Source organism: Pelagibius litoralis, from assembly GCF_011683915.1.
Taxonomy (GTDB): Bacteria; Pseudomonadota; Alphaproteobacteria; order Kiloniellales; family Kiloniellaceae; genus Pelagibius; species Pelagibius litoralis.
The window spans coordinates 69,806-86,446 of sequence record NZ_JAAQPH010000006.1 but is presented as its reverse complement, the minus strand read 5'-3'; the positions used below and the strand labels follow the sequence as shown (position 1 = coordinate 86,446).

The 16,641-nt window shown below is 63.6% G+C and carries 15 protein-coding genes and 1 tRNA gene; 9 read left to right on the top strand and 7 right to left on the bottom strand.

Features of this window, described 5'->3' with window-relative positions:
• Positions 1 to 135: 135 nt before the first annotated feature.
• Entirely contained in the window at positions 136 to 843 is a 708-nt protein-coding gene (locus tag HBA54_RS09460) for a DUF3313 family protein (RefSeq protein WP_167223816.1), read from the bottom strand.
• A gap of 180 nt (positions 844 to 1,023) precedes the next feature.
• Here HBA54_RS09460 and HBA54_RS09455 point away from each other — a divergent pair, with 180 nt between their 5' ends.
• From HBA54_RS09455 to HBA54_RS09415, 9 genes are all read left to right on the top strand, one after another.
• Positions 1,024 to 2,046: a hypothetical protein gene (locus HBA54_RS09455; protein ID WP_167223814.1), complete on the top strand. Its 1,023-nt coding sequence runs from the start codon at positions 1,024 to 1,026 to the stop codon at positions 2,044 to 2,046.
• The gene (locus HBA54_RS09450; protein ID WP_167223812.1) at positions 2,043 to 3,236 is read left to right on the top strand and encodes a hypothetical protein; all 1,194 of its coding nucleotides are present in this window, start codon (positions 2,043 to 2,045) and stop codon (positions 3,234 to 3,236) included. Before HBA54_RS09455 ends, HBA54_RS09450 begins: the two co-directional genes overlap by 4 nt.
• A 128-nt stretch (positions 3,237 to 3,364) precedes the next feature.
• Positions 3,365 to 3,832 carry a YbaN family protein gene (locus tag HBA54_RS09445; RefSeq protein WP_167223810.1) on the top strand — a complete coding sequence of 156 codons (468 nt, stop codon included), beginning with the start codon at positions 3,365 to 3,367 and terminating at the stop codon, positions 3,830 to 3,832.
• Positions 3,833 to 3,910: 78 nt separating this feature from the next.
• Complete coding sequence (locus tag HBA54_RS09440; RefSeq protein ID WP_167223808.1) at positions 3,911 to 4,813, top strand: alpha/beta fold hydrolase; 903 nt, start codon at positions 3,911 to 3,913, stop codon at positions 4,811 to 4,813.
• A gap of 128 nt (positions 4,814 to 4,941) precedes the next feature.
• Positions 4,942 to 5,775 (top strand): hypothetical protein, encoded by an 834-nt coding sequence (locus tag HBA54_RS09435; RefSeq protein ID WP_167223806.1) that lies wholly within the window; start codon positions 4,942 to 4,944, stop codon positions 5,773 to 5,775.
• Between the two features lie 247 nt (positions 5,776 to 6,022).
• Complete coding sequence (locus tag HBA54_RS09430) at positions 6,023 to 7,282, top strand: PQQ-dependent sugar dehydrogenase (RefSeq protein ID WP_205944529.1); 1,260 nt, start codon at positions 6,023 to 6,025, stop codon at positions 7,280 to 7,282.
• Positions 7,283 to 7,355: 73 nt separating this feature from the next.
• Positions 7,356 to 7,697 (top strand): c-type cytochrome, encoded by a 342-nt coding sequence (locus tag HBA54_RS09425; protein ID WP_205944528.1) that lies wholly within the window; start codon positions 7,356 to 7,358, stop codon positions 7,695 to 7,697.
• Between the two features lie 71 nt (positions 7,698 to 7,768).
• Complete coding sequence (locus HBA54_RS09420) at positions 7,769 to 8,638, top strand: peptidoglycan-binding domain-containing protein (RefSeq protein WP_167223788.1); 870 nt, start codon at positions 7,769 to 7,771, stop codon at positions 8,636 to 8,638.
• Between the two features lie 227 nt (positions 8,639 to 8,865).
• Entirely contained in the window at positions 8,866 to 10,809 is a 1,944-nt protein-coding gene (locus HBA54_RS09415; protein WP_167223786.1) for a sensor histidine kinase, read from the top strand.
• A 21-nt stretch (positions 10,810 to 10,830) separates the two neighbouring features.
• On the opposite strand, the gene HBA54_RS09410 is transcribed toward HBA54_RS09415, so the two are convergent.
• The 6 genes from HBA54_RS09410 to mnmA form a co-directional block, all read right to left on the bottom strand.
• Entirely contained in the window at positions 10,831 to 11,517 is a 687-nt protein-coding gene (locus tag HBA54_RS09410; RefSeq protein WP_167223784.1) for a DUF2270 domain-containing protein, read from the bottom strand.
• A 121-nt stretch (positions 11,518 to 11,638) separates the two neighbouring features.
• A complete protein-coding gene (gene pta, locus HBA54_RS09405; RefSeq protein WP_167223782.1) occupies positions 11,639 to 12,637 on the bottom strand; it encodes a phosphate acetyltransferase in 999 nt (332 codons plus the stop codon).
• Positions 12,638 to 12,752: 115 nt separating this feature from the next.
• Positions 12,753 to 14,531, bottom strand: a complete 1,779-nt coding sequence (xsc, locus tag HBA54_RS09400) for a sulfoacetaldehyde acetyltransferase (protein WP_167223780.1) — start codon at positions 14,529 to 14,531, stop codon at positions 12,753 to 12,755.
• Positions 14,532 to 14,783: 252 nt separating this feature from the next.
• Positions 14,784 to 14,860: transfer RNA gene (locus HBA54_RS09395), tRNA-Met, on the bottom strand.
• 115 nt (positions 14,861 to 14,975) lie between these two features.
• A complete protein-coding gene (locus HBA54_RS09390) occupies positions 14,976 to 15,287 on the bottom strand; it encodes an SCP2 sterol-binding domain-containing protein (RefSeq protein WP_167223778.1) in 312 nt (103 codons plus the stop codon).
• Positions 15,288 to 15,323: 36 nt separating this feature from the next.
• Positions 15,324 to 16,481, bottom strand: a complete 1,158-nt coding sequence (gene mnmA / locus HBA54_RS09385; RefSeq protein ID WP_167223776.1) for a tRNA 2-thiouridine(34) synthase MnmA — start codon at positions 16,479 to 16,481, stop codon at positions 15,324 to 15,326.
• Between the last annotated feature and the right edge of the window lie 160 nt (positions 16,482 to 16,641).

Below are 16,641 nucleotides of genomic sequence, written 5' to 3'. Positions count from 1 at the left end.
TTGCTTATCGGCAGCCCACGCCCTCGATCAGAACGGCCCCCCATTCAATCGTCAGTGTAACCCTTAATGCGGAGAATTTTAACCATAATGGTTAACCAATTGAGGAAGAGGGCTTTTCGCGCTTCGAACGACCCGTCAGCGCATCGCCTCCGGCGGCTCAATGCAGTTCCGGGCATCGCGAAAGCGGCAGAGGCGATAGCGCACCAAGGCCGCATAGTCCTGCAGCAGCAGGTTAACGTCGGCCCAGTTCCTGATCTGCGCCACATCGATCGTCTTCCTTCCGAAATGGCGGTCTACCGTCGCGCCGAGAACCGCGCCGCTCAGGGAATCGGTCCACTCCGCTTCGACGATGTAGGCCCGGCCTTTGAGAAGCGGGCTGGCAAGCAGGTCACGCACGACGGCGCTCTCGTCCGCATCGCGAAGTGCCGTTGATACGGTATCCAGCGCCACCGCATCGCGGGTCACGGGAAGAAGGGCGAACTGGACTCGCGCGGCGCCGGGTTGGGGGTAGCGCACGATAGTGAAGTCTTTGGCCAGTTCCTGATTGAGCAGGATGTAGAAGTTATTCAGCAGGATCTGCCGGTCACCGGAAGACACCAGGCGCATCTGCTCCAGGGGCGCATAGTAAAGCAAGGGATCGAGCAGGATCTTGTCGTAGCCGGCCCGTGACGCCGCAGCCGTCAAATAGAACTGATCGGGCGCAAACGCGCCTTGCCCAGGCTTCAGAGCGGCCTGAATTTCGATCGGAAGAATGGCCGAACTGTCGGTTTCGCTCTGCGGATTCACCGCGGCGCAGCCGGCAGCCAAAAACAGCGTCAGGATCACGATCATGGGTCGGTACATTTAGCGAATCTCCCTTTTAACGTGCAGCATGGGCCGTAGCAGGCCCGCCCGGCAAACGCAACTTCTCCCAACGAAATCCGGCAATGAACCTTTCTGCCGCCCCTGGCGACTAAGGCCCAGAGGAGAAGACTGCGCGACAAGCGCTCGCCTCTCAAGAACAGTCTTTCAGAGGGGTGGAGCATGCAGGCGATAAAGTACCCGATGGCGCTTCTGCCAGCCGGCGTTTTTCTGTACTTTCTGGATCAGGGTTTCACAGCGGTCTTTGGTGCGCACCTGCCGGCGGTACTTCGCCGTTCATCAATGACAGACAATATCGGCATCCCGCTCTCACTCACCGTCATCGGACTGCTGTGCCTCTTGTTCCTGACCATTGTCGGTCTGACATTCGGCAATTGGCTGACCCGGGCTGTCGCGCGCAATGGCGGCCTGCGGTGCGGCCTTTATCTGGGAGAGACCTTTTCGGGCGCCCGGTACTACGTCGAATACCCCCGGGCCGGCAAAGCCCTGATGACCTTCAAGACCAATGACGCGGGAAACCCCAGCGCACAGAGTTTTCGGCACCTCTTCCGCTATCACCTGCTGGACGATGCCGGCCTTCGCCTGGAACACCAGGAGACCGGGCTGCACCACGGCGTCGAGCAGCTGATCATCAGCCTGATCACCTTTTGGCTGATTTTCATCTTCGTCGGACTGGCATTCCTGCCATCGATGATATTTGAGGTGCTGAGAGCGCCACGCCTGCCCGAGAACGGGTTCTTTCTGCCGCTGCAAATGATCTATGCGGACCAGGTTCTGCTGCCTTCCATGCCCGGCCTCGCCTTGGCATTTGCCGCCACCTTGGCGTTGGGTTTGGCGGCGCTATGGCGGCGCCACAGCCTGCTGGTCTATTACGAAGAGACCCGTCCGAACGCGACGGCCAGGCCACGTGTACAAAGCGGCGAGATCCTGGATGGCCGCATCATCGAACGCAGCCGGATCGATCCGGTCTGGTATCATACGCCCCATGTAGGCTACAGCCTGGAGATCGCCGGCCGATTTGAGCCGCCGGTGGTCCTGGGCTTCTCATTGGCCGCAAGTCCCGACTGCCCGGTTTATGCCGGCCTGGAACGGGCTGCTGCCACTGATGGCAAAGTGCGCGTCTGGGTCGATCCGCATGCAAGGATCCGCCCCCTGTCCGAATCCCTAGCCGAGGTTGGCGAATGAGTAGCGTAAGGCGCCGGGGCGACCGGCACAGCGGACCGGCGACCCACAGTCCCCTGGCCTATCTGAAGGCGGTGTTCTTTCTGTGCCTCTACCTGGCGGTTCCCTATGGTCTGCTGGTTCTCCTCGCCGACCGCTGGACAGAGACCCAGTTTGCAAGCGATTACCTCTCCGTGCTCACACAGGGCCTGCGGGAAGGGCCGGCGGTGCCGCTGGGCGTCGCCCTTTTCATCCAGTTTTGCTGCATCGTCGCAGTCTCGTCGCTTCTGTTTCATATCGTGCAGCCGATACGGGACTGGTGGATGCGGATCGAGCGCTACGTCTTTCTGGGCCACGGCCTTGATGGAGAAACACGCTTCCTCTGCCCGGATCATCCCGGCTGGGGGGTCTTCACCGTCTACGAGGGCGGCCTGGGCCGTCGGCGGGCGCAAGGCTTCGCCAGAGTTCTGCGATACCAACTCTATCAGATGTCCACCGACGACCCGCGCCTGGCAACGGCCTGGGCGGCATCATCCCTGAAGCAGCTTCTGGTCTATGGACTGCTGGGCGGGGGCAGCGCATTGCTCTTCGTTCTGATAACCACCGGCGGCAGCCTGCAGATCGCCTATGAGGCAGGCTTGGAACTGACCGCCTCCGGCCAACAGCGCCTGCAGGACACAGAGAGTCTCGCCCTGGCTTTTGTTGTCGATCATTTGCCCGTTCTCGGCGCCTACCTGGGCGGCGCATTCGTGATTGCTCTTGCCGCCAGTTTCTCCGCGCGCCGCTTCTCAACAGCCCGCCGGGAACTCCTGAAAAGCAGGGGCGAAGCCTACGCAGCCTTGCCGACGGAGATTCAACCCGGCGCCATTCTGAGCACCAACCTCATCGACGCAAAAAAGATTGCGCAACGGCGCGAGAGCGGTCCGGTCGGCAGCCGTACAGGTCAGGCCAGCCGGATACCAAACAAGCGGCCACCCTATCGCCTCTACAACCTCGAATTCGACCGCGGCTTCCCGACACCCGTTCTGGCCGGCTTCTACTTTATCGAAGACCCCGCCCTGAAAGCCCTGCAAAGCTACCTGGACGATGCTGCGGCACGGCAAAGTCCGGTGAAAGTACTGGTGACAGACGACCTCGAGCTCATGCCCTTGCTGCCGGGCGAAAGCGAACCGCCCCGGGCTCTGATCAACCAAAAAAGCTTCGATAGCGCCTGATCCTGAGGTTATCGGCGCCATTATCGGCCTGGCCAATCAATCTAATCGAAAGATTCCATTGGTATAGTTCCCCTCTTTTGACCATCTTCTCCTCAAGCCCATTTTTTTGGGCTGGGGCCGGGGGCCCGATGACCCAAGAAAATACGAGATTCCAGACGATGACCGGCGACGCAGCAACACGGGAAGCGGTTGAACAGACCGCCGGCAAATCCGCCGAAGAGGCGGACCGCAGCCGTGTAGCCTGGGCCTGGACCGGGGCCGGCTACGGCTTTTTCGTGATCGGCCTCGTCGGCCTTGTGCTGCCGGTTCTGCCGACTACGATTTTCTGGATCGCCGCCGCCGCCTGTTTTGCCAAGAGCTGCCCGGCCATGCAGCGCAGGATCTTCGCCTGGCCGGTCGTCGGCCCGGCTGTCGAGGACTTTCTTCTGCACGGCGTCATCCAGGCCAAGTCCAAACGCGCCGCCCTGCTGGGCATGACCCTCGCCGCGACAATCCTGGTCCTGCTGTCATCCTCGCTGCTGATATCGATGGCCGGCCTCGGCTTGATTCTTCTCGGCGCGCTCTATGTCCTCACACGGCCGTCGACCGTCACCTGACGTCTAACGTCTTGAGCAAAGGGGCTCCGGACCGCTAGCCTGCCGCCTGGAGAAACCTTCGAGCGCAGGGAAAGAAGCATGACGTCAGACGATTTGTTTCCCGGCTTCCGCGAAGAACGCTGCACCGGCGCCGACACAGAGATCTACTGCCGGATCGGTGGAGACGGCCCGCCGCTGGTACTGCTCCATGGCTACCCTCAGTGTCATGCGACCTGGCACCGCGTCGCGCCGAGCTTGGCGGAGCATTTCACCTGTGTGCTGCCGGACCTGCGCGGCTACGGCCAGAGCGGTATCCCCGGCGACGATCCGGAACACAGGAACTACTCCAAGCGCCGCATGGCGGAAGACATCGTGGCGGTGATGCAGGGCCTGGGGCACCGGTCTTTTCGGCTGGCCGGCCACGACCGGGGCGCCAGGGTCGCCTATCGTCTGGCCTTCGATCACCCGGAAGCCGTGGAGAGGCTTGCCATCATCGAGGTGGTTCCGACCCAGGTGATGTGGGCCAGCTTTTCCGCCGAGATGGCGCTGAAGGCCTACCACTGGCCCTTCCTGGCACAACCGGCCCCCCTGCCCGAGCGCCTGATCGGCAGTCATGCCGACGATTACCTCGATCACACCCTTGCTTCCTGGACCCGGGACAGGGACCTCGCGGTCTTCGACACAAGGGCGCTGGAACTCTACCGCAGCGCCTTTCGCGACCCGGCACGGCTTCATGCACTCTGCGAGGACTATCGCGCCGGCGCGACCTGCGACCGCGCCGACGACGAGGCAGACCTTGCTGCCGGGCGAAAGATTGCCGCGCCCCTGCACTTCATCTGGGGCCAGGCCGGCTTTCCCGCCAAGGCCGGCGACCCCCTGGGTATCTGGCGCAACTGGGCAGAGAATGTCACCGGTTCAACCACGGATTCCGGCCATTTCAGCCCGGAGGAGGACCCCACCGGCACCCTGGCGGGGCTGCTGCCCTTTCTCCTGAACGCCTGACCCGGCCACGCAAGGCCTGTCGACGAGCGGCCTACCTCTTTTGCCACTGAACCTTAGCCGAGGCGGCCCCGACAGATGGGGACAGCCGCCGCAATTGGGCACCGTCCATTTCCTGAAAGGACACCGCTATGACCCAGTATCGTTTTTCAGTGCCGAAGACCGCGCTCGCCGCGCTCGCCGTTCTTCTTTCCTCCACCGCCGCAAGCCAGGCCGGGCCCTTCGGAGCCTCGGAATCGGTTGCCACCCCAGGCGGCGGTAACAACAGTTTCGTGCAGTTGAAGCAGATTTCCGGCTTTACCGGGAACATGGGCTTCAACTATATCGGCGACAGCGCCTACGTGCCCGCCGGCACCGCCTTCAACAAGTTCATCAAGCTGCGCTTTTCCGTGAACTGCCCGGCGAACTATCGGGTGCACGAGGCCGGTATCCGCGTACGCGGCAACGACGTCTTCAATTACGAGTTCGAGTTGGTGAGCCCTGGCGACCTGCCCTACGACCAGAACACCTGGGAACAGGCTCTGGAGCAGGAGCCCTGGGACTTCGACAAGGTCGTCTCGACCGGCATCGCCGCGATCGAGGACGCGGGCAATAACGGGCCGGTCTACGTCAGCCTCGACAAGGAGCTCGACAGCCGTACCGAGTTCTACGGCAGCTGTTCGGCAAGCCAGCCCAGCTCCGGCCTGCCGTTCCTGTACTACGACAGCCATGCCGAAAACGGCGACCTGCGCCCGATGACCCGCGTGCGCTATCAACTGCAGAACAGCTTTGTGATGAGCACCGGCCAGCAGCTCAAAGCCGCCAACGGCAACACCACTGCGGAGCCGCGAGAAATCAAACGCCTGCGGCATCGCAAGCCTGCCGTGGTTGCGGTACCCGTTCTGAAGACCCCGGCCTTCAAGGCCACCGGCGGGTGTCCCTACGACTGCCCGCCGCCGGTAATGAAGCAGCGCAAGGTGCAGTAACGCCACTGCGCAGTCGAAAACGACGGGCCCGGTGCACTCCGCACCGGGCCTTTTTTCGCATCCGCCTCTGGTTTGGCAAACAGACCAGAGGCGGATGCGAAAAAAGAGCACATACAGGAAATGGCTTGTTTGCACCGATTCCATCACTGCACCCACGGTGAAGCGTAGTATCGTCCTACTACCTCTGGTCGGCCAATCCGGCTAGGCTTAAGCCATAAACAAAAAAATCTACGGGAGGAGTCTCACTATGTTCAGAGCCATGCCCGCCAAATCGCTCGCCGCCACCGTCGCTGCGACGCTGTTTGCCATGCCTGCCTTGGCGCAGAGCAACCTCGAGAAGCTGGGCGAATTCAAACAGACCGGTGTGACGGAATTTCAGTTCGTCGAACAGGGCGGCGACAACGCCGCGGCGATCCGCGAGACGTTGAAGCGCATCAAGCTGCCCGCCGGCTTCAAGATCGAACTCTATGCCATCGTGCCCGATGCCCGCCACATGGCAGTCGGTCCTCAGGGCATTGTCACCTTTGTCGGCACCCGCAAGACCGATGTCTGGTCGGTGACCGACCGCAACAAGGACCGCGTCGCCGACGAAGTGAAGCGTTTTGCGCCCTCCATCGAATTCGCTATTCCCAACGGCCCCTGCTTTTCGACAGACGGCTTCCTCTACATCGCCGAGCAGAACCGGGTGCTGGTCTATCCGGCGGCCGAGTTCTTCTATGAGAGCCCGGATGTCGCCGCCTTCAACGTGGTGCCCAAGGGCGAGCTGATCCCGGTCGAGGAAGAGAGTTACAACCACACGGCGCGGGTCTGCGTCATCGGCCCGGACGACAAGCTCTACATCACCATCGGACAGCCCTTCAACGTCTTCGCACCTGAGAAGATGGATCTCTATACACAAAAGGGTATCGGCGGGATCATCCGCATGAACCGAGACGGCAGCGGCCGTGAGGTCTACAGCTACGGCGTCCGCAACTCCGTGGGCCTCGACATCAACCCGGCCAACGGCGAACTCTGGTTCACCGACAATCAGGTCGACGGTATGGGCGACGATATCCCGCCGGGCGAACTGAACCGCCAGACCGCCAAGGGTCAACACTTCGGCTTCCCCTGGTACGGCGGCGGCGATACCCGCACCAACGAATATGCCGATTCCGAACCGCCGGCCGACACGGTTTTCCCGGCCGTCGACATGGTGGCCCACGCGGCTGACCTCGGCATGCATTTCTACACCGGCAAGATGTTCCCGGCACAGTACCGCGGCGGCATCTTCTCGGCACAGCACGGCTCCTGGAACCGCACGACACCGGTGGGTGCCCGGGTGATGTTCACGGCTGTGAACGAGGATGGCTCGGCGGGTGAAAGCAGGCCCTTCGCAGAGGGCTGGATCGACGAGAACGGCGAGTATCTCGGTCGGCCGGTGGACGTGAAGCAGCTGCGCGACGGCTCCCTTCTCGTCTCCGACGACCTCGCCGGGGCGATCTATCGCATCTCCTACAGCGGCGAGTAAGCCGGATAAGCAAAACGGCGGCCGGGCGCCCCTGCCCGGCCGCCCTTGCCAAAAACCAAGATCGGTTCGCCAGATGACTCTGACCAAGCTGCCTTTCCTGCTGATCGGCCTGGCCGCCCTGACGGCGATGGCCCTGCCCGACGGTGCGTTTGGCGCCGATGCCCAGGCCGGACGCCAGAAGGCGCGTCAGTGCCAGACCTGTCATGGGATCGACGGGATCGCCAGGATTCCCATCGCCCCGCATATTGCCGGCGAAAACGACATCTACCTGATCACGCAACTCAAGGCCTTCCGCTCCGGCAAGCGCACCCATGAGATCATGTCGGTGATCGCCGAGAACCTGAGCGACGAGGACATTGCCGATCTGGCGGCGTGGTATGCCTCCATCGAGATCAAGGCCACCATACCGGAGTGAAGGTCTACAGCCTGTCCAGGCCCCGCCTTTAGCGCGCTGGCCAGCCGGGGCAAATCAACTAAAATACCGGAATGTATGGATTCCCGCGCGCCCTGGCCCCCGGCTTGCTTGCCTGTCTGACCTTCCTTGCACCGCAGGCCCTCGCGGACAATGGGCTTGCACAATCCGATCTGCTTGAATTCGAAAACCTGCTGCGCGACCTCGGCTTCGATCCCGGCCCGGTCGACGGCATTGTCGATGCCGCAACTCTTGCGGCAATCGGGCGCTATCAGGACTTCGCCTCCCTGCCCGGCGATCCGGAGCCCAACAAGGCGCTGCTCGCCGAACTGCGGGGTGTGGCCGCGGCCTTTGCCGCGCTGCGCAACGACAGCGCCACGGCAGAGACGCCGACCACGGCCGCAGAACCGGCGCTACCGGGCACGACTGCGCCCGAGAGCACGGAACCCGGAACCGCCGCGAAGACGATCGTCCCGCCACCACCGGCGCCGCCCAAACTGAGACCGCTGGAAGCGGCCCCCGAACCGGCGGCGGAGCCGCCACAGGTCGCCGCACTGCCGCCCGCTGAGGAGCCGGCCCCAGTAGATGCGGCTCCAGAAGATGTGACCCAGGAAGCTGCCACGCCGCCCGATGACCCGGCAGCGGAGCGTCAGGCGCGGATCGAGGAAGCGCTGCAACCACACCGCAAGGCCCTGGCCGACGGCAGCATCACCCGGCCCGAACTGGCCAGGCAGTTCAACCTGGAAGGCCGGCAACTGCTGGCCGGCGCCGACTACGGGGGCGCCATCGTCAAATTCGATGTGGCGATCTTCCTGGACCCCGGCTTTGCCGGCGCCTATTCCAACCGCGGCACGGCCCACGAACTGTCCGGCGACCGCGCGGCGGCCCTGGAAGATTTCGCCGACGCCAAGAAACGGGGCTTCGGCGGGTTCCGCAGCAACTGAAACGACAGCCCGCAGTCGGGGCGTCCTCATACCAATGTCACCAAGCCAAACCGCCCGCCCGAGACGAATGACAGTCGCCCGTTCGGCCAGGGGTTGTTTTTTTCATGACTCGTGCAGGAAACCGATCCTTCTGCGACTGGCAGAATGGGACTTTGCTCCGCTCTTAACCAAACTTGAAGGCAAGTTGACTAGGGTTCCTATCAATCCCCGCCGCAGGGACCCTGAGAATGACCTCGCGTTTTTATTTGCTGGCTCAGGCCCTTAACTTCCTGAGATCCCGCCTCAGCCGGCGGATCGCTTTGCTTGTGTCCTTGAGCATCATCCTGGTCGAAGCGGCGATCCTGGTGCCTTCCTATCTCAATCTGCGCAGCGCGCTCTATGAAGCGATGGAACAGGACGTCCTGACGACGGCCCGGTTCACCCTGGTCTCATCAGACGAGCGGAGCCCGGTCCAACTGCTGGAAGAAAGCTGGCAGGACTTTCAGAACGTCGGCGTGGCCGGCATCGCCCTCTATGATGGGGCCGGCCTGCCGCTCGCCGCTAAAGGCGATCCGGTGGTCCTGGTACCCGACAGCACGGTACGTCAGGGTGAAGCCCAGGCCGGGCCTGAGCCGGCCACGACCTTCCGCCGCCTCCGGGAAGCTTCCGGTATCTACGCGGTCCTTTGGCCCGGCAAGGCAAGCGGTCTGCCCTTCGTGATGTCGGTGCGTCTCGACACGACGGCCATCGACGGGGAACTGAAGGCCTTTGTCCTGCGCATCGGCGGGTTGGTCTTGCTTCTTGCCTGCTTTGTCTCGGTGACAACGATCCTGATCCTGGGCCGCGAGGTTCTCACCCCGCTTCTGGCGATCCATCGAAACCTGACGGCCGCCCATGCCGATCCGGGCCGCGCCGACGCCTACAAGCTGGACATCCGGCCGTGCGATGAGATCGGCGAAACCGTAACCGCCTTGAACGTCTTGCTCGACCGCGTGGCGGACCTGCGCCGCAGCGACCTGCGCAACGAGGAACAGCGCTTCGAGGATTTCGCAAAATCGAGTTCGGATTGGTTCTGGGAGATGGACGAAAAGCTGCGCTTCTCGTTCTTCTCCGAACGCTTCGCCGAGGTAACGGGCGTCGACGAGCGCGAACTGCTCGGCAAGACACGACAGGAAACCGGCATCCCCGGGGTGGCCCTGGAGGTCTGGGAACAGCACCTGGCGGATCTCGCCGCGCAACGTCCCTTCCGCAACTTCACCCATCCGCGTGAAAAGGCCGACGGCCAGATAGTCTGGCTGGCCATCAGCGGCACCCCGGCTTTCGACGCCGACGGCGTTTTCCTGGGTTACCGCGGCACCGGACGCGATATCACCGCAGAGATCGAGTTGCAGGAGAAGCTGCGCAGCGCCAAGGACCTGGCGGAGACGGCCAACCGCACCAAGTCCGAGTTCCTGGCCAACATGAGCCACGAACTGCGCACGCCGCTGAACGCCATCATCGGCTTCTCGGAACTCATGCTGACCACAATCCCGGAAAACCCCGACAACGAGCAGTATCGCGAATACCTGACGGACATCCACGAAGCAGCCCATCATCTGCTTTCCCTCATCAACGACATACTGGACCTCTCCAAGATCGAAGCGGGCGCTGACGAACTGAATGAGGAGGTCGTGGATGTTGCCACCCTTGCCCAGGCGGTTCTGCGGGTGATCTCCGCGCGCGCCGACAAGGCCGGCGTTGCCTTGCGGTTTGAGCCCGCCGCGGACCTGCCACAACTCTTCGCCGACGAACGCAAGCTGAAACAGGCATTGCTGAACCTGTTGACCAACGCGGTGAAGTTCACTGAGAGAGACGGCAGCATTACCCTGAAGGTCTGGTGCCGGCGCGATACCGGCTATGTCCTGCAGGTGATCGACAGCGGCATCGGCATGGCCGCAGAAGACATCCCAAAAGCCCTGCGCCAGTTCGGTCAGGTCGACAGCAATCTCAACCGCCGCTATGAGGGCACGGGGCTCGGCCTGCCGCTGACCAAGGCACTGATCGAAATGCACCAGGGCGTCCTCAATGTTCAGAGCGAAGAAGGTGCAGGCACCATAGTGACGCTCCGCCTGCCTGCCCACCGCATCGTTGAAGACGACGAAGACCGCACACCGCCCCTCGGCGACGACACGCCTAAAGCGGCAGCCGAGTAGCGCAAGGCGCTGCCTGCGCCCTCACCCCATCCCGGTGCTGTCAACCCTGCGGCCGTGACGTGCCTGGTCGGCCTGATAGCTGAGGAAGGCAATGCCGCCCCAGGTCACGATGTAGACGAAACCGGCAAGCAGCATCACCTGGCCGGGGATCGGCCCGACCGTCGCCCGCTGCCAGAGATCGTCCAGGCTGGTGATAGCGGACGGATGAACCGCCAGCTTGCCCAGGTAGGCAACGGTCTGAATGATCAGGATCCAGAGGTAGTTGCGCCGGATGCGCCGCCCAAGGGCGGTGAAGAAGGTGATGTGATAGCGCGGCGCCCAGTAGTCGCGCGCCAAGGTTTCCTGCCAGCCGTCTTCCGTATGCAGGTCGCCGTCGGTCAGCAGAGGGGCGTAAAGATGGGTTTCCATCCAGCGGGCGCGGGCGCGCCAGACGTTGAAATAACGGTAGCGCCGGGATTCGATGGTAACGAAGAACATGATCAGCACGCCGACCAGAACCAGCGGCAGGGGCGAAGCCGTCGGTGAGGAAAACGAGATCGAAAGCGCCACTCCCAGTGTCACCACGGTCCAGTTGGTCGTGGTGTCGAGGCGGGTGCGCCATATCGTACTGCGGTAGACCTCGCCCCGGTAGAGATGCGCCAAGGCCCCCAGTTCGGCGGCACTGAAAACCCTGGCGTCGCCGCGCGGGCCCGCTTCATCCGTCTCCATAGCATCCTCCCGTCGTTGCAGTCATGCTGCAGCTTAGCAGGAGCGCCCGGGCTGTGGGGCAGCCACACAAAAAGTTGCTGCGCCCGGCGAACCCGGATACGGCAGACGGCAACTTGGCTCGTTACGTTGCGGCCGCCTGTACACCTGTGATAGCGATGAGGTGATAAACGTCATCGGCGCTGCAGCCCCGCGACAGATCGTTCGCGGGCTTGGCGAGGCCCTGCAGGATCGGACCGATGGCCTTGGCCCCACCGATGCGCTGCGCGATTTTATAGCCGATATTGGCGGCCTCGAGGCTGGGAAAGACCATCACATTGGCCTGACCCTCAAGCGGCGAGTCCGGCGCCTTCGTGGCAGCGACCGCCGGCACGAAGGCCGCATCGAACTGTATATCGCCGTCCAGCTTCAGATCCGGCCGCGCGGCCCTGACCCGGGCGGTGGCTTCGACCACGCGGGTAACGCGCTCGTGCCTGGCACTGCTGTTGGTCGAGAAAGACAGCATGGCGACGCGTGGCTCCTCTCCGACCAGGGCGTGGAAAGACTCGGCCGACGAGATCGCTATTTCGGCCAATTCCTCGACAGTCGGATCGACAATCAGCCCGCAGTCGGCGAAGGCAAGGGCCCCCTGCTTCACATGATACGGCTCACAGAGCAGCATGAGGAAAAAGCTTGAGACGGTTTTCACGCCCGGCGCGCGGCCGATGATCTGAAAGGCCGTACGCACCGTATCCGCGGTGGTCGCGACCGCGCCGGCAACGGTGCCGTCGGCATCGCCCTGCCGTACCATCATCGCCGCAAATACAAGCGGATCGGTCATGGCCGCGCGGGCAGCATCACGATCGACGCCTTTGTATTTGCGGAGGTCGAAGTAGGCCGCAGCATAGGCCTCGGCCTGGGCCGCCCCCGCCGGATCGATGAGGTCGAAGTCCGCCGGGTTGGCCCCGGCAGTGGTGAGTCCCTTCTCGATCCGCGCCGGGTTCCCGAGCAGAACGATGTGGGCGATCCCATCACGCAGCGCGCGCGCCGCCCCCTCGATGATCCGCTGATCCTCGCCCTCTGCCAGCACGATGCGTTTCGGTGCCTTGGCCGCCGCGGCAAGAAGGTCATCCAGAGGCTTCATCGGCCGTTCCCTTATGAGGGTTCCCGAAAAGACGCCAAGACGCCTGAAGGCGTCTTGGCGCAGGGTTTTGAATGTGGACCACTTGAGCGTGGACCAGATACCTCCGGACCGGGCTTCAGGCCCCCTGTTGCGGACGCATATCCTCTTTCTTGATGCCGGCGACAACGACCGGCTTTTTCATCGCATCGCGGCGGAAGGGCTCGCCCAGTTCCTGGTTCAGCACGACCTCCAGGAAGGTGGTTACGTTGTCTTCCATCTGCGCCTTCACCGCGGCGCGCAAGGCCTCGGTCAGTTCATCCATGGTCCTGACCTGCACGCCCTTCAGGCCACAACCCTCGGCAATCTTGGCGTACTCGACGCCGAGGTTCAGTTCGGTACCGACGAAGTTGTCATCGTACCACAGCGTGGTGTTGCGCTTTTCCGCCCCCCACTGGTAGTTGCGGAAGATCACCATGGTGATCGGCGGCCAGTCGTTGCGCCCGCAGGCGGTCATCTCGTTCATGGAAATGCCGAAGGCGCCGTCGCCGGCAAAGCCGATCACCGGCACGTCCGGGCGGCCGATCTTGGCCCCCAGGATCGAAGGGAAACCGTAACCGCAGGGCCCGAAGAGGCCAGGCGCCAGATACTTGCGGCCTTCCTCGAAAGTCGGATAGGCATTGCCGATGGCGCAGTTGTTGCCGATGTCCGAGGAGATGATGGCATCGCGCGGCATCGCGGCCTGAATGGCGCGCCAGGCCATGCGCGGCGACATATGTTCGGGCTGGCGTTTGCGCGAACGCTCGTTCCAGTTGGTGCCCGGATCGTCGTCTTCGTGATCCATGGAGGAAAGGGTCTGCAGCCAGCGCGACTTGGTCTCGGCGATCATCTCCTTGCGCTGGGTGCGGTCCTGGTCGCCGGCATTGCCGGCCAGCATCTCCAGGATCTGCTCGGCGACCGCCTTGGCGTCGCCCTGGATGCCGACGCTGACTTTCTTGGTGAGCCCGATGCGGTCGGCATTGATGTCGACCTGGATGATCTTGGCCTCTTTGGGCCAGTAGTCGATGCCGTAGCCGGGCAGCGTTGAGAAGGGGTTGAGGCGGGTGCCGAGCGCCAGCACGACGTCGGCCTTGGCGATCAGTTCCATCCCCGCCTTGGAGCCGTTGTAGCCCAGCGGACCGGCGAAGAGCGGGTGGGAGCCGGGGAAGGCGTCGTTGTGCTGATAGCCGCAGCAGACCGGCGCGTCGAGGCGCTCGGCCAAGGCCTTGGAAGCCTCGATGGCACCGCCGATGACCACGCCGGCGCCGTTCAGGATCACCGGGAACTTCGCCTTCGACAGCAGCCGCGCCGCCTCGGCGATGGCCTCGCGCCCACCCGCGGGAAGTTCGAACTGCACACGCTGGGGCAGGTCGACGTCGATCACCTGGGTCCAGTAGTCGCGCGGTATGTTGATCTGCGCCGGGCCGCAACCGCGCCAAGCCTTTTCGATCACCCGGTTCAGGACTTCCGGAATACGTGAGGGGTCGCGGACCTCTTCCTGATAGCAGACCATGTCCTCGAAGAGGGCCATCTGCTCGATTTCCTGGAAGCCGCCCTGACCGATGGTCTTGTTGGCGGCCTGGGGCGTTACCAGCAGCATCGGCGTGTGGTTCCAATAGGCGGTCTTGATCGGCGTCACGAAGTTGGTGATGCCCGGACCGTTCTGGGCAATGGCCATGGACATCTTACCGGTCGAGCGGGTGTAGCCGTCGGCGATCATGCCGGCGGTGGTTTCGTGGGCGCAGTCCCAGAAGTTGATCCCGGCAGCCGGGAAGAGATCGGAAATCGGCATCATCGCCGAGCCGATAATGCCAAAGGCGTGCTCGATGCCATGCATCTGCAGAACCTTCACGAAGGCCTCTTCGGTCGTCATTTTCATCTTCTGAGATTCCTTGTTCTTGGATACGCCCCATCGGCGGCCCCGCCGCCCGGGCCCGGTTCGCGCTGATACAGCGCAGAAGCCGGCAGCCCTGACCTGAGACATGATATAGAGCAGCAGCAGGGCCACCCCCAAGAGCCAGATAGGCCAGCCCTATGGAGCCAGGGGGGCCAGCGGCCCGGAGGGAGTCTCAATAACGACCGCAAACGCAAACAAGGCCCTGTCCCTTTCGGGCCAAGGCCTTGTTTTTGTTGGTAGCGGGAGAGGGACTTGAACCCCCGACACGCGGATTATGATTCCGCTGCTCTAACCAGCTGAGCTACCCCGCCATAGGGTATTTGGCAGCCTAACATGGGCGCCGGGCTGCGATATATGATCTCACCCCGGCCCTGTCAAGCTGATTGGGGGTCGCCTGGGCCGGCCTCGTCAGGGTTTCTGCGGGCCTCAGTCGCCCAGCAGGGCTGCCAGCTTCATCGCAACGCCCATGGAACCCTCGATCTTCAGCTTGCCGGTCATATAGGCCAGGGTCGGGTCCAGGTTGCCTTCCAGCAGCTTGCCCAGGTCGTCCAGGCTGAAGCGCAGGGTGGTGTCGGCCTCGGCAGCACCATTTTCCACCGGTGCAATCTCCGCCGGGGTGGCGGTGCCGTCCCAGAGGATGGCACCGTCGTCGCCCATGTCGAAAAGCACGCGGTAGCCGAGCGGCGCGTTCAACGCCGCCTGGGCTTTCAACTGTTCGGTCAGGCTTTCCAGGGACATGGTTGGCGGCTCCTTCGACGGGTCTTTCACTTCGGCCTATTCGGCGCCGACAACGGCGGCGACGGAGGGCTCGGCGGCAAGGCGGCTCTCGGCCGTGGCGATCCAGCCACCGCCCAGCACCCGGTCGCCGTCATAACAGACGGCGGCCTGGCCCGCTGCGACGCCGAACTCCGGGGCGTCCAGCACCACCTCGGCCCCGCCCCCGGGGCGCGGATAGATCGTCGCCGGCGCCGGCTCGCTGACCGAGCGCAGCTTTACCTGCACCGCTCTGCCGGCAGCGGGGACCGGCGTGCCGGGCAGCCAGTTGAGGCTGCGCAGGATGATCGAATCGCGCGCCAGGGCGGCCCTTGGGCCGACAATCACGCGGCGCGCTTCCGGCTCCAGCTTGATGACGAAGAGCGGCGCGCTCTCACCGCCGAGGCCGAGGCCGCGGCGCTGACCGATGGTGTAGTGGATGATGCCCTCATGCCGGCCCATGACACGCCCGTCAACGTGGACGATCTCGCCCGGGTCGGCGGCGCCGGGGCGCAGCTTCTGCACGACCGCGGCGTAGGAGCCCTGGGGCACGAAGCAGATGTCCTGGCTGTCCGGCTTGTCGGCGACGGCCAGGCCGTGGCGCTCGGCCTCCACCCGCACCTGGTCCTTCTCCAGCCCGCCCAGGGGGAAGCGCAGGAAGGCGAGCTGCTCTCGTGTGGTCGCGAAGAGGAAATAGCTCTGGTCGCGGCGCCGGTCGACGGCGCGGTGCAGCTCGACCCCCTCAGGCCCCATCTTGCGCTGCACGTAGTGGCCGGTGGCCAGGGCGTCGGCGCCCAGGTCGCGGGCCGTCGCCAGCAGGTCGCGGAACTTGACCGTCTGGTTGCAGTTCACACAGGGGATCGGGGTCTCGCCGCGCAGGTAGCTGTCGGCGAAGTCCTCCATCACGGAATCGCGGAAGCGGCTCTCATAGTCCAGCACGTAGTGCGGAATGCCCAGGTTCTCGGCCACCCGGCGGGCGTCATAGATATCCTGGCCGGCGCAGCAGGCGCCCTTCTTGGCCACCGCGGCCCCGTGGTCGTAAAGCTGCAGGGTGATGCCGACGACGTCATAGCCCTCGGCATGCAAAAGCGCCGCCGTAACCGAGGAATCCACCCCGCCGGACATCGCCACCACCACCCGGGTGGCGCCCACCGCCTTGTCTATACCCATCGAGTTCATGAGGCCGGACTATAGGCAAAGCGGCGGTCGGCGCAAGGGCGCTGGGCGACGCTTTGATGTCCGGATAACGCCAGCCCCAAGCCCCAAAGAGCGAAGCCGCAGGCGCCACCCGGCGCAAAACCCGCTTAGTGTGAAAAAAAGTAAATAACAAATATTGAAA